At 38.0% G+C, this 13,028-nt stretch carries 12 protein-coding genes; 6 read left to right on the top strand and 6 right to left on the bottom strand.

Annotated features, from left to right (window positions below; genetic code table 11):
- Positions 1 to 60: 60 nt before the first annotated feature.
- Positions 61 to 1,485 (top strand): HEPN domain-containing protein, encoded by a 1,425-nt coding sequence (locus tag ACYQ4S_RS00820; RefSeq protein ID WP_459768740.1) that lies wholly within the window; start codon positions 61 to 63, stop codon positions 1,483 to 1,485.
- Between the two features lie 472 nt (positions 1,486 to 1,957).
- Positions 1,958 to 2,449 (top strand): N-acetyltransferase family protein, encoded by a 492-nt coding sequence (locus ACYQ4S_RS00815; RefSeq protein WP_459768738.1) that lies wholly within the window; start codon positions 1,958 to 1,960, stop codon positions 2,447 to 2,449.
- Positions 2,450 to 2,718: 269 nt separating this feature from the next.
- On the opposite strand, the gene ACYQ4S_RS00810 is transcribed toward ACYQ4S_RS00815, so the two are convergent.
- Positions 2,719 to 3,831, bottom strand: a complete 1,113-nt coding sequence (locus ACYQ4S_RS00810; RefSeq protein ID WP_459768736.1) for an IS4 family transposase — start codon at positions 3,829 to 3,831, stop codon at positions 2,719 to 2,721.
- A gap of 155 nt (positions 3,832 to 3,986) precedes the next feature.
- Between ACYQ4S_RS00810 and ACYQ4S_RS00805 the strand changes: the two genes are divergently transcribed.
- The gene (locus tag ACYQ4S_RS00805) at positions 3,987 to 4,583 is read left to right on the top strand and encodes a nucleotidyltransferase domain-containing protein (RefSeq protein ID WP_459768735.1); all 597 of its coding nucleotides are present in this window, start codon (positions 3,987 to 3,989) and stop codon (positions 4,581 to 4,583) included.
- Between the two features lie 255 nt (positions 4,584 to 4,838).
- On the opposite strand, the gene ACYQ4S_RS00800 is transcribed toward ACYQ4S_RS00805, so the two are convergent.
- Positions 4,839 to 5,252: a hypothetical protein gene (locus ACYQ4S_RS00800; RefSeq protein ID WP_459768733.1), complete on the bottom strand. Its 414-nt coding sequence runs from the start codon at positions 5,250 to 5,252 to the stop codon at positions 4,839 to 4,841.
- 457 nt (positions 5,253 to 5,709) lie between these two features.
- Here ACYQ4S_RS00800 and ACYQ4S_RS00795 point away from each other — a divergent pair, with 457 nt between their 5' ends.
- On the top strand, positions 5,710 to 6,057 hold the full coding sequence (locus ACYQ4S_RS00795) for a DUF2500 domain-containing protein (protein ID WP_459768731.1): 348 nt from the start codon (positions 5,710 to 5,712) through the stop codon (positions 6,055 to 6,057).
- A 146-nt stretch (positions 6,058 to 6,203) separates the two neighbouring features.
- Here the strand turns inward: ACYQ4S_RS00795 and gloA are convergent, their stop codons facing one another.
- The 3 genes from gloA to ACYQ4S_RS00780 form a co-directional block, all read right to left on the bottom strand.
- The gene (gene gloA, locus ACYQ4S_RS00790; RefSeq protein ID WP_091266922.1) at positions 6,204 to 6,584 is read right to left on the bottom strand and encodes a lactoylglutathione lyase; all 381 of its coding nucleotides are present in this window, start codon (positions 6,582 to 6,584) and stop codon (positions 6,204 to 6,206) included.
- Positions 6,585 to 6,791: 207 nt separating this feature from the next.
- A complete protein-coding gene (locus tag ACYQ4S_RS00785; protein WP_459768730.1) occupies positions 6,792 to 7,700 on the bottom strand; it encodes a UbiA family prenyltransferase in 909 nt (302 codons plus the stop codon).
- Between the two features lie 14 nt (positions 7,701 to 7,714).
- Positions 7,715 to 8,704 (bottom strand): polyprenyl synthetase family protein, encoded by a 990-nt coding sequence (locus tag ACYQ4S_RS00780; protein ID WP_459768728.1) that lies wholly within the window; start codon positions 8,702 to 8,704, stop codon positions 7,715 to 7,717.
- Between the two features lie 242 nt (positions 8,705 to 8,946).
- On the opposite strand from ACYQ4S_RS00780, the gene ACYQ4S_RS00775 reads away from it, so the two are divergent.
- Both ACYQ4S_RS00775 and ACYQ4S_RS00770 read left to right on the top strand, forming a co-directional pair.
- Positions 8,947 to 10,521, top strand: coding sequence for a DEAD/DEAH box helicase (locus ACYQ4S_RS00775; RefSeq protein WP_459768726.1), 1,575 nt, complete (start codon positions 8,947 to 8,949; stop codon positions 10,519 to 10,521).
- Positions 10,522 to 10,673: 152 nt separating this feature from the next.
- Positions 10,674 to 10,982: an MGMT family protein gene (locus tag ACYQ4S_RS00770; protein WP_459768724.1), complete on the top strand. Its 309-nt coding sequence runs from the start codon at positions 10,674 to 10,676 to the stop codon at positions 10,980 to 10,982.
- A gap of 151 nt (positions 10,983 to 11,133) precedes the next feature.
- Here the strand turns inward: ACYQ4S_RS00770 and fabV are convergent, their stop codons facing one another.
- Positions 11,134 to 12,327, bottom strand: a complete 1,194-nt coding sequence (gene fabV / locus ACYQ4S_RS00765) for an enoyl-ACP reductase FabV (protein WP_459768722.1) — start codon at positions 12,325 to 12,327, stop codon at positions 11,134 to 11,136.
- Between the last annotated feature and the right edge of the window lie 701 nt (positions 12,328 to 13,028).

Genomic DNA, 13,028 nt, shown 5'->3' with positions numbered 1-13,028 from the left:
CCGTGTTATAAGAAATTAAAATACTTAAATAAGTTTAATTGATTAGAAGATGGAGGTATTATGGATAAAAATAAACTTACAGAAGAATTTGAGATTGAAGCAAAGTGGTTAATAGATGATTCAAAAAAGATACACTACGGCATTCTAAGATATTCGCAAAGTAGTATAGTTGTAGAATTACCAGATAGTGATTTAGATTTCGACAGGAAATTTACAAAATTAATAGGCGAAAATCAAAAGGATATAATAAGTCTTTTTAACGTACGAGTTATTAGTGAATCGAATAAATATTTAACTAAGACAAAACTGCTTGCAGAATATATGTTCATCGATAAAAAACCAATTAATAGTGTTAGAAATTTCGAAACCAATTCAATTTATTGGTCGACTGATAAGCTAGCACTATTATTAAATGCAAGTGTATGGAAAAGTTTAAGTAAAGGAAAAGGTGTAGAATACTCAGAAATTCCAATGAAAGAGTACAAGATTCAGAGCTTAGGTGCGACTTTAAGTATAGGTTATTCCTATGTTACTAGTTCACAATTAACACCTGAAGGATTGGTTGATACTTTTAAAACAATCCCGTATTTTAATATCAAATATAGTAAAGCTAAGAATATAATTGATATTAAAGAAGACGTAAGAAGAATTTCTAACTTGATTTGCGTACTAAGTGGTGCTCCTCAAGTAATAAGTACTTTTAAATATAGTTCCACTGGGTATGATGTATTGGGTAATGAAATTCCAGTAAATAGCCAGTTTTATTTTAACCAAGAAAACCCCTCTCGAAAAAACTTCCAAAAACACCATTCTGCATATAATTTTGAAAAAATTTCAGAGAACTTTGATATAATCCTATCAAATTTTTTCGAAAACTATGATGGATTAGTACCTATAGTTCAACATCTAAGGATACTATATTCTTATAAAAATCTTTTGGAATCGAGTTATATAGATTCGATTACTAGCTTAGAAGCATTTCACACTGAGTATTATGGTGCTGATAAAAAAATAACTACTTTTACCGAAGATATTATTTTAAAGTTAAAAGAAAAGACAAAAAAAGATTACAAGAATAAAAATGGAAAAGAAGAAAAGGAAAAAGAACTTCTTTTGACCTATATTAATAACGTTAAGAAATTCACACTTAGAGAAAGATTAATTGGATTGTTTGATGAGATCCCAGTTAAGTTAAAAGGTAAATTTAAACACTCAAAAACTGATTTTCTTAACACTGAAGATAGGATGGAATTTATTCGTAAATCTGTAAAAGCAAGGAATAATTTTGCACATGGGAATAGTGGAAAAATTTTTACTTTTGATGAGATGCTAAGTGCCACTTATATATTATCAATGGTTTCTGAAAGTCTCTTGATGAATAAAATTGGATTGAGCGAAGAAGTAATAGTTGAAGGTGTTTTTGGTACTAAAATTTATCAAAGTTTTTTAGACTCAACTTATGATTTTGAAACACCGACTTTTTAAAAAATAGTAGAAGACTTAGGATAGAGCCGTCTAAGAATTACTTTACTGATTAATAAAAACTGAGTAAGTTGAGTCTATAATTCGATTACATCGTTTTCAAAATATTAAAAAATGCCTGGAGTTAAACAATAATAGAATTTCAATAAGTAGAACCAAGCTAAACAAACTAGTATGTAAAATAAGGAAATAAAGAAATGGTATAATTCATGGAAACCTTATATCATTAATGAAAATTGAATCAGATGCTAAAAATTCTTCAAGTTCAATATGAAGAATTTATTAAAGTATTCAAATAGAAGTGTTGCATAAAGAGTACCTCATTTAGGATAGGTACGGAGAACCGTATCATAAGTAAATGAGGTTTTTACGAAAATTACAGTACAGTCTGATACCGTCATCTTACATGACTCTAAAGGAAGATTACATTCATTAAGAATAAGTAAAGAAATGTATTGATATAGGGGGATAAATTATGATTATACGAAAAGCAGAGCAGGAAGACGCGAATAAAATCGCTAAAATTATGGTGGCTAGTTGGCAAAAAAATTTCAAAAATATTGTACCTGAAGAAATATTACAAGAAATGGATAGTATGAAAGTTTCGAAAGCTATAAGTAGTTCTATTGATAATGAAAACGTATTTGTAGCTGAACAGAATAATGAAGTTGTAGGCTTTGTTGGAGTAGGAGAGAACCGAATTAAAGAATGTCCAAATTGGGAGGCAGAGATTCAAGCGATTCATGTCGATTATGATGTAAAAGGAAGCGGAATTGGTACCCAATTATTAGAAAAAGCTTTTACAGAACTTAAAAATCGAAACCATCGAGTAGTTGGATTATCTGTTTTTGAAAATAATCCAGCCAATAAATTCTATAAAAAACTTGGTGGTAATCTAGTAGAGAAGCGTCTAAAGCTAATGGGTGGAGAAAAACTAAATGAAAATCTATATGAGTTTCAACTCTAGGCATTCCAATTACAAAGATTCTGTTTTCCCTATGTATTTTTTAATGTAATTTTTGATGAGTAATTATGTTTACATAATTGAAAGCAATAATTTAATTAGTTGCACTAGTGTTGCATAAAAAAATAATTAAGGTAGATTTATCTCTTGTTAACTTAATCGCAAGTCGTTTTCGCCAATTTTCTGGAAAAAGTCAATTGCTAACGCAAGGGATGACTTTTTCCAGAAAATTTTAATGTTATTCTGTTTTATCCACAACGGTTTGCGACGATTTACACTAAATCTGGCTCGAATAGTTTCTTAAAATACGCATATGGTTCAAATTGAACCGACCGCAACCGTCTCAAAATTTGAAAAGAAGTGTGTTTCAAACTGAGTTCGAGCTTTATGAGTAAGGTCAGTAAGTAAACGATCATTGCCAGACATAGCTGATTGGCCACACCATTTTCCGATTTTGAGAAAAAGGTTTTGATGGTCATGTGCTGCTTGATATGTTTAAAAAACAATTCAATCTGCCATCTTGACTGATACATTTTTCCTATTTCTTCCGCCGGAAGATCATGGTGATTGGTGACAATGCGTAGATCAGACCGTCCTTTTCGGCGAATGGTCACCAGTCGAAAGCGGCTAGTGAGGTAGTTTTGTTTCCCCAGTGCAACCAGCTGGTCACTAATGACATCGGATGATTCGGACGTATCAAATGCGTCAAGAACATGCACAATCGTATTTTTCTTCACTCGCGTGACAAAGAAGTAACCATCCCAATGGAGCTGATCGAACCGTTCAAAGTCCAAGTAGCCTCTGTCAAAAACGTAAGTCGCTAGGGGTTTATTGACTAGCACATCTAGAAAATCATGATCATGTTCCACAGCGTTAGAGATCTCAAACTGTTCAGGGTGAAGAGTGCCGTTTTCCATAAAACACACACTCAAATGTAGCTTGACACCAGATTTCGTTTGACGAAATTGAGCCCATGGATAGGACGGTTGGCTGAACGAAAACGTTGTGGAGTCGATTAGATAGACTCGTTTATTCGAATGACCCGCGGACTTTTGACGAACGAGTGACAATAACTGATAAAAAATCTCCAGTAGGACCTCATTATCGATAACTTTTAAAGCTCGAGAAAGCTGGGAATAACTGATTCGATTAACACCGACGGCCTTCTTTAACTTAGGGTCCACTAATTGTTGGTCTAGATGGCGTAGACTTTCCGTTTCGTTATTAATAGCGAAGAGAAATAGCTTAAGAACACGCTCAAACGTCAATTTCTTCGTGTAGGCATCAAATTGGTGGATTGACTGACGAGCCGTAAGGCTCAAATTTTCTGTTTTTATGAATGAAAACCATTTATTTATGGTCGTTTTTGTATTATACTTATCCATGTTGTAAGTCCTTTGTATTGGTCTTGGATAAGTCATCCATCTCTATTATAAAGGATTTTTTTATACCATGAAATGATTAAGAGTTTAATGCAACACTAGTGAATTAGTTGCAAAAAAGGACTACGGTTATTTCCAACATAAAAGGAGAGATGACGTTGAGTGCCGAGTTGAGCAATTGGGATCCACTAACCGTAAAAGAAGTGAGTGCTATTTTTTCCGAAACTCATATTAATTGGGGGATTGCTGGTGGCTGGGCGCTAGACTTGTACTTAGGAAGAAAAACACGAAAACATGATGACACAGATGTTGTAATTTTTCGGGAAGACCACCAAATCGTTTATCAACTCTTGAAAAATGAGTGGACTCTATACAAAGCAGAAGAGGGGAAGCTATCTCTTTGGTTAGAAGGAGAAGAACTCGATGTCGTCAACGATGTATGGGTCAAAAAGAACAGCCAATCTCCCTGGGCATTTCAAATTATGTTGATGGATAGTGAACTTGATAATTGGATGTACCAGCGAGAAAAGATGATTACATTCCCGAAAGCAGAATTATTTTATAAGAATAAAAATAATATTCCTTATTTAAAACCTACTATTCAATTGCTATATAAAGGTGGTTCATCGCAATTAAGAGAAAAGGATTCAAGAGACTTCCAAGTTGTTTTCCCTTCATTGTCTTTAAAGGAAAAAAGTTGGCTTCAAGAAGCGTTGAAGAAACAATTTCCTCTAGGCCATCCTTGGCTGAAATAATGATGAATCCAACATTAACAATGAAATTAACTGTATTTTTTTATAAACAATATCAAAAGAATCATTTACATACATTTCGAAGAACCGTATCATAAGTAAGGATTTTTTTATATAAGAAGTCATTTTATGAATTGTTGTGCTTCTACTATTATTCTATATAAGGAAAAAAAGCCTTCAACTATCAGACAAAGGATTAAAGAAAACTTCGTCAGATAGTTGAAGGCTTATCATTTAATTTCAAGAATAATTCTAGTTCTACTCTTCTGCAAACGACCTAGTAGACAAAATATTCAAGCTGTTTTCTTCATCCCAAAATAGTCTAGGTCCTCGCATTTCCAGTTCATAAACACCGTCTTCAGTTGTCACGGTGAAGATATCAGTTTCTTCGCTAAATTTAACTGTGTAGTCTTGATATTCAGTATAGTCCTCATTTTCATCTGGTTGCTCAAATGGCAGGTCGTAATTATCTGTGTATTCATTTATCCCGTAATATATCATCTCAGACGGATAAAAGCTAAGTAAAAGTCCACCATTATCAAAGGTTAATTGAACAGGCTCTTCTTCAATTGAAGCCTTGAACTCGTCATCAAAAGTAGTCTCCTCTTCTGAATCACACGCAGTCATTACTAAGACAGAGAGACAAGCCATTCCAAAAACTCTTTTTTTCATATTATCATCCCCACATTTTCTTTTTCTTCGTCCACTAGATTGTCTATTCTAAGTAATATCTGAATTTAGATACACTATCAGTAGATTTATTTAATATAAAAATAAATTAATTTTATGAATATATTAAATATAATTATAATGAAATGGTTTATAGAAAGCAAATAAGGATACAGTCAATGAACGACAAACTATTAATCAATATATATTTAGTAAACCCAATTTACGTCTAATGAAATGTTTAAACTGGAAAACACCCTATTAAATATTTTTCGGAGTAACGTTTCACTTAATTTGACAATTCAAGACATCAAAAATAAGCTTTAATAAATGAATTAGTTGTTTATATTAATAAGTGATTCATATATAATCAATTTGATAGTAGAAAGTAATACTAAAAAATAGAGTTGCTGTAACCTTTAATAAGAAAGGCATATAGATGTGTTTGGGAGGAAAAGACATGGAAAATATCTTTTGGGAAATGGGTGCATTTTATATTGTATTCTTTATCGTTATAGCTGGTTTTATTTTTATGTTTGGTTATCTATTGATTAATGCTTATTTAAATTCTGTAGCTGAACCAGTTACAGTTAAGGCTGAGCTGGTGGAAAAGGACACAGTAACAAATGCACACAGCACAGGAGATAGTATGTCCAGCTCAACAACGTATTCTCTTTATTTTCAAACAGAAGAAGGAGAACGAATTGTGCTAGATGTTTCCAGAAAAAATTATCGTTTGTATGTTGTTGGAGATCATGGAAAGTTGACCTACCAAAGAAAGAGATTCAATAGCTTCGAATTAGAATAAATTTTAAGTAAAAGAATAAATCTTACAAGAGTAAAGTGACGTGAAGAATAAAAAGGTGACTAAATATTTTTAAATTGTTTTAGATTGAAAAAAATGTAAGCATATTGGCATCAGCCAGTATGCTTACATTTATGATATTTAGAAGTTTACTTAGCGCGTTTCACTTCAATACGGTAACCATCAGGATCTGTTACGAAGAAGTAGCTTGGTGTGCCACCTGAGAGGCCTTTTAGCTCACCTGTTTTATATGCTGAAGCTTTACATATGTCGTGCATTTTTTCCAGGTCATCGACTCTCACACCTAGGTGACTGAAGCCGTCTCCGACTGTATAAGGATCGGCATCGTAATTGTAAGTCAGCTCGATTTGTACGGAAGAACCGGGAGAGTTCAGATAAATCAGATCAAATTTGTTTTCTGGGAATTCTCTTCGGCTGGCTATTTCAAAATCAAATAGATTGGTATAGAAGTCCAGCGTCGCATCAATGTCTCTGACGCGCAGGCAAATTTCAACGAGTTCTTGGTTCATAATATCATCCTCCAATAATGTCTTATCTTCATTCTATCATGAATAAGGCCACTACGCATTTTTGAACTAACTGATTGGATGAACAACTCGCTCATCCAGGACAAGTCAGCTTAAGAATCCATCATATTTTAAACAAAAAATCAGTGATGAGTACTGAAGGAACATACCCTCAGAGCATCACTGATTTTTTATTGGGTAATTAAAGACTTAAATATTCAACCAGGCGCCTATGAAGAAGGTGATGATGATTGGAACGGGTATGACGGCTGAATTGATGATCGATGTCATAAAGGTGGTCTGTTTGTCTTGTTCCTTCATGAAGATACGAATATTTTTCAGGACATATGGGAAAGTCAATAAGGACAATGCCACTAACCTTGGGAAGGTCCCAAAAATGACGGATAAAATGATCGAAATATAAGCAGCGTAGTAAAAATATCTGTAGACCGTCAGCGCTTTGTCTACGCCGATATGATAAGGCAGGGTGAACCGGTTATCTTCAATATCTTCTTCCAGGTCGCAGATGTTATTGGCCAGTAAGATGGCCATGACTGTAATCGATGTAGGAACGGATGCGACGATGAACTGGCCGATCGTGACCAGGTCGAATTGAACGACGTCAAAGGCGTTGACGTAAACCATGGCTGTAAAGATACAAAAGCCCATAGATAAGCCGACGAAGAATTCCCCCGTAGGTGTACTGGAAATGGGAATAGGCCCGAAGGTATAGAGCGCACCGATCAGCATTCCTCCGAAGCCGATAAAGAACAGGATAGGCGAGGTCTGAAGCGCTAAGCACAAGCCAATGACTAAGGCGACTGCTCCGGAAATAATATAGGCGATCCGGACATTGTTAAGCGGGATGTTTTCTTTACCTACGACCATTTCCTGAGTAATGTCCGAGTTCTTGTTATCTGCAATATAGTAATCTAAGTAGCTGTCACGAATGTTGACGGCTATGTGGAAAAGGACGACCGTAAGCATGCCTAGAAGTGAAAAGACCGGACGGAAGCTGTCGTAATTGTACCAGGCATAGAGGATACCGATAAGGGCAGGAAAGATACTGGTTGTAGTAGTTTCCAATTGGGCAAGTAATATATATTGTTTGACTGTCATAATACTCTCCTTTTCTAATCTTCTCTTGTCAGTAGGGTCTTGGTCAATGAATACAGGACATCTTTTCCAGAATGATCTGGAAGGCTGTCAATGGATGCCAGAGCTTTATCAATGTAATGCTTTACAGTAAGGTGGGCCCATTCGATGCAGTCATGATCATGCAGCAAAGTGACCAGGGAGTCCAGTTCCGTATCAGACAAGTCCTCGCCTTTTTCTAAAAGAGGAAGAAAGGCTTCTTTGTTGCTCTCCAGGCCTAGAATGAGCGGGAGGGTGTAGATGCCTTGTTTCACGTCGTTTAAAACGGGTTTTGAGAGCTTTTCTGAAGTCTGCGTGTAATCCAGAATATCATCCAGCATCTGAAAAGCGATGCCGATATCCTGACCGATCGACCGGCTGAGTTCAATAATCTCGGGATCAGATTGGCCAAGGTAGGCTCCTTCATAACAGCTCAGTTCAAATAGCTGAGCGGTCTTGCCTTTAATGCTTTCTAGATAGTCAGTATAGGTGATGTCTGTATTGTAGACATGGGACATCTGATTAAGCTCACCCATCAGGACCCGCTTCATCGACTGGGTATTCAGCTGAATAAGATCGATGGAGTCCGTTGCCTCTGCCAGCAGTTCGAAATACACCGAAATCAGCAAATCCCCTGTATAAACAGCCACGTCTTGGCCATGCTTGGACTGGACCGTCTCACTTCCGCGGCGCGTGTCTGACTCGTCTATGATGTCGTCATGAATGAGTGTGGCTAAATGCAGAACTTCTGTCGAGGCAGCGGCCGCTATGATTTTTTTATGTGTATCTTTTGAAACAGAACCTAATTGTGAAAAAAGCAGAAGGTAAGCGGGTCTAAGTAATTTTCCCTGACTCTTTATCAGAGCCGTGACCGTTTTTTCAATTTCCTTATTTTCAATGGTGATTTTTTCTATAATAAGTTCAAGACACTCCAGTAAAGAGGCTTGAATAGTAGGATAAGTGTCCCACAATGGATGAGTTTTAATCATACCGCTCTCCTTCGTTAACCAATGAGGCGTTGGTTCATTTTAATGCTAACAAGTGTTACTTATTAAGTATATACGAAATTCCAGGAAATCGTGCATAAAAAAATCCGGCAACTTATTGAAAATTGTGTGAAGGTAGAAGAATGATATAGTACATGTAATCTTTATCCAGGTGTTATCTCTTCATTTGTAGGGAGTACAGTGATCAAACTAAGCAATAAAAATGTTTATACATATGCCTTAGAGTGGTAGACTGGAGACTTCAGACGGTTCTACTAAAAGAATCTGGATTTATTAAGGAAAAAAATATTAAGCTGAAAGATGCTGTTTGCATTCAGCAAAGAAAAAGAAAGCAGGAATCTAAAATCAAGACATCATTCGAATCATTCGGGATCAGTCCCGAGATAGTAAAAGCACTGACAATTCTGCGCTACTTCAACCCGACGGCGGTGCAGGAAGCGGTCGTTCCGTTGGCATTAGAGAATAAAGACATTATCGTGGAATCTCAGACAGGGAGCGGCAAGACTGTCGCTTTCGGCATTCCCCTGTGTGAACAGGCAGAGTGGGAAGAGAATAAGCCTCAGGCACTGATCATGGTTCCGACCCGTGAGCTGGCTCTGCAGGTCAAGGAGGATCTGATGAATGTCGGCCGGTTGAAGCGGATAAAGGTCACAGCCGTATTTGGTAAGGCCCCCTTCAAAACGCAGAAGTCCGAACTGAAGCAGAAAAGTCATATCGTAGTCGGTACGCCGGGGCGCTTATTGGAACACTTGAAAGAAGGGACTCTGGTCGTCGACAAAGTCAGCAGTATCGTTCTAGACGAGGCAGATGAAATGCTCAACATGGGCTTCATCGATCAGGTGGAGGATATTATTGCACACTTGCCGCAGGAACGCCAGACAATGCTGTTTTCCGCAACCATGTCGGAGGAAATCAACCGGCTGGCCAGTTTTTACATGCGTGACGACCGGAAATCTGTCAAAATCGAGGCTTCTGAACAGAACACGCCAAAGATTCTTCATTCCTATATCAACGTGGAAGAAGCAGGTAAGCAGAGACAGCTCATGGATCTATTGACTGTAGAAAATCCCGATGCCTGCATTATCTTCTGTAACACGAAAGACACCGTTGATGCGGTGGAAACGTATCTGAATAAAGCGGACCTGCCGATCGATAAGCTGCACGGCGGGATGGATCAGGATGACCGTCTGGCTGTCATGGATGCCTTCCGATCTGGTAGACTTCGTTATCTGGTGGCGACCGATGTAGCGGCTCGTGGGATCGACGTAGACAATCTGACACATGTCGTGAATTATGATGTGCCATTTGAAAAAGAGAGCTATACGCACCGGACCGGTCGTACTGGCCGGGCTGGCAGAAGAGGACTGGCATTGACCATGGTCAGTGAGCAGGACCAGAGACGCTGGCAGGATATTCTCGCCTTCGCTTTCAATGATGGCCAGGAACTGACAGAAATTTTTGCGCCTAATGAACGTCTGGTAGCCCGTTCGAAAGCAGCGTTTGACAAGAAAATAAATGCACGAATCAAGCCGAAAAATGCCCGAAACAAAGAACTTAACAAAGACATCACTAAGGTCTACTTCAATGGCGGCAAGAAGAAAAAGCTGCGTGCCGTTGATTTTGTGGGGACACTGACCAGTATCAGAGATGTATCAGCCGAAGATATCGGCATCATCACGATTCAGGAAAATGTGACGTACGTTGAAATCATGAACGGCAAAGGACCTTACGTCATTTCTCAAATGCAGGACCGGACCGTTAAAGGCAAGACGCTGAAAGTCCGCAAAGCTCGTAAGTAATGTTCAGGTTTATTAGTAAACGTTGTTAGGGCTAGACTTGAGTGTATCTTTCGATCATATATAGAATAAAAAATAACTAGTTGATAGAAGAGTTATCGTCCAGCTCATAAGAAGACATACAATAATATGGAATATGATAGTGGGGGATAGCCGTGTCAAAGATCTTAGATGAAGATTTAATTTATGAAATCCTATCTGTCGTAGAAGAAATACCAATCGGTAAAGTGGCGACATATGGCCAGATTGCCAGACTGATTGGAAGAGAACGGAACGCTCGATTAGTGGGACGGGTTTTGAGCATGGCAGAGTTCTACGGGAGCTATCCATGCCACAGAGTAGTCAATCATGCGGGAAGGCTGACACCTGGCTGGGGCGAGCAGAGAGACTTGCTTGAGGCAGAACATGTTCCAATAAAAAACGAGACCCACGTATATATTAAAGCCTGTCAGTGGCGGATCTAAATGAACTGAGTATAAGGGTGAAGAAGAGGATGGCACATAGCCTTATAATAAGGAAATAAAGTAAGGAAGACCAACAGGATCTGTAGAAGCGATATAAGCAGTAGAAAAAGGGTATGACACTGATGTCGTACCCTTTTTTACAGCATTTAAATTAGTATTCCCAGGACTTCAGTTCATCGATTGTAATGTCTTCTTCGACGTAATTATCGACCATGAAGCCACTTAAGTTTGAGAATTCTTTATAGAATAAGTCATAAGCAGTCATGTCGGTATTGAAGTTATCTTCGTTCAGTTTCATGATCAGCTCTTCTGTTTCAGCCTGAGTGTCACTGTCTAGTTCCCAGCTGTCCGGTCGTAGTCGTCCTTCGTCATCGTATTCAGGCTTGTCTCCGTAGATCATCTCACGGTAAATTCTGTCCTGATGCATGATCGGTGTTTCGTGCGTGCCTTTTTCAGACATCACTTTGTACAGGCCGATACAGTAGACGATAAAGAAAGGAATGACTGAGCTGGCTTTAGTCGTTACCGCTGTTGCAACAACGATTTGAGCTTTTCCGTTGATATCTGCCAGGAGCTTGTTGATGTTGTCTGCTTTGACGTCACAGTCTGCTTTTGCCTGTCCGAGGGTACCTCCGCCGTAATAAGGGCGATTCAGTTCTGTACCTAAATATGAATAATTGGTCGTCAGTACACCATCGGACAAGACATCAGCTTCTTTGAGCGCCTTCATCCATAGTTCCCAGTCTTCGCCACCCATAACTTTAACGGTATCTGCGATTTCCTGTTCAGTTGCAGGCTCCAGAGTATCTGTGAAGAATTCTTCTTTCTGCATGTTGATGTTCGGTCCGACTACTTTATCTCCAATCGCTTTGATTGAAGAGGTGTAAGTTTCACCAGTATCCGGATCAGTGCGGCGTCCGCTTGCTAGACTGTAGACCACAAGATCAACTTTTCCGCCGAATTTGTTTTTGATGTAGTCGATGACTTCCTGCTTAGCATCATGGCTGAAAGCGTCAGTTACGAAGTTCTTAGCTACCAGTCCTTCTTTTTCGGCTGCTTCGCGGAAAGCGATGTTGTTGTACCAGCCGGCTGTTCCCAGATTACGTTCGCTCTTAGGGCCTTTTTCAAATGAGACACCGATCGTATCTGCCCCTGCTCCAAATGCCAGACTGATTCGGGTAGCCAGTCCGTAGCTTGAAGAAGCACCGATGATCAGGACCTTTTTAGGTGCATCGTAGTGCCCCTTACTCTTCACATACTCGATCTGGTTCAATACTTCTTGCCTGCACCCCAGTGGATTGACCCCCAAGGCCACATTCCCCCGGATATTCTGCTTGAATTTCATTGTTCTTACCCCCAAAACTTATTATAGAGATATAATAGCAGAAAAAAGAGGCTGAGAGAAACGCACATTAATGAACCTGGAGATTATGGTTGTGAGGCTATGCTTATATAGTGACAGGAAGGTAGGAGGTGGCTTAAAAATAAGTAGCTGGATATATTTTTTTAACAGGTTTTGTCAGTACTTAGAATCATAGTGCTGATGTTTCGCGCATTAGTATACTTGTTTACAACCTAATCATAATTGTAAACAATTTACAGCTAACCGTTTTGATGATTGACAGATTCAAGCACAAAACTCCTGTATAAGTTAAATACCAAACTTTAATTTAGTTAATTCATTAATGAAACGACTGTGAAATAATTGGGAGTCCATATAGAAGTTTTCACCAAGCGACTGCAAAATAGAAAACTGACTTTAGTTGCCGGTTAAATTTTGTGGTAGTGAATTGATAGAGTATAAAATACCCTATGTGGGTATAAAAAATTAGTATACTCAATATAAATAGACTACAAGGCTGATAGACTTTTACTTTTTATAAAAAAAGCACATGAAATTTCGATTATTTTGCTTATTATTAGAAGTTATGCTGGGAAAAGACATATATATGTATAGATAAATAATATCTTCTTGTTTTTATGGTAGAAGCTGGACTACGGTAAAAATTCACAAACTAGAGATTAATAGATTTTTTTAAAAGACAC

This window comes from Alkalibacterium sp. s-m-28 (assembly GCF_054658175.1).
This window is presented reverse-complemented; position numbering and strand designations above follow the sequence as displayed.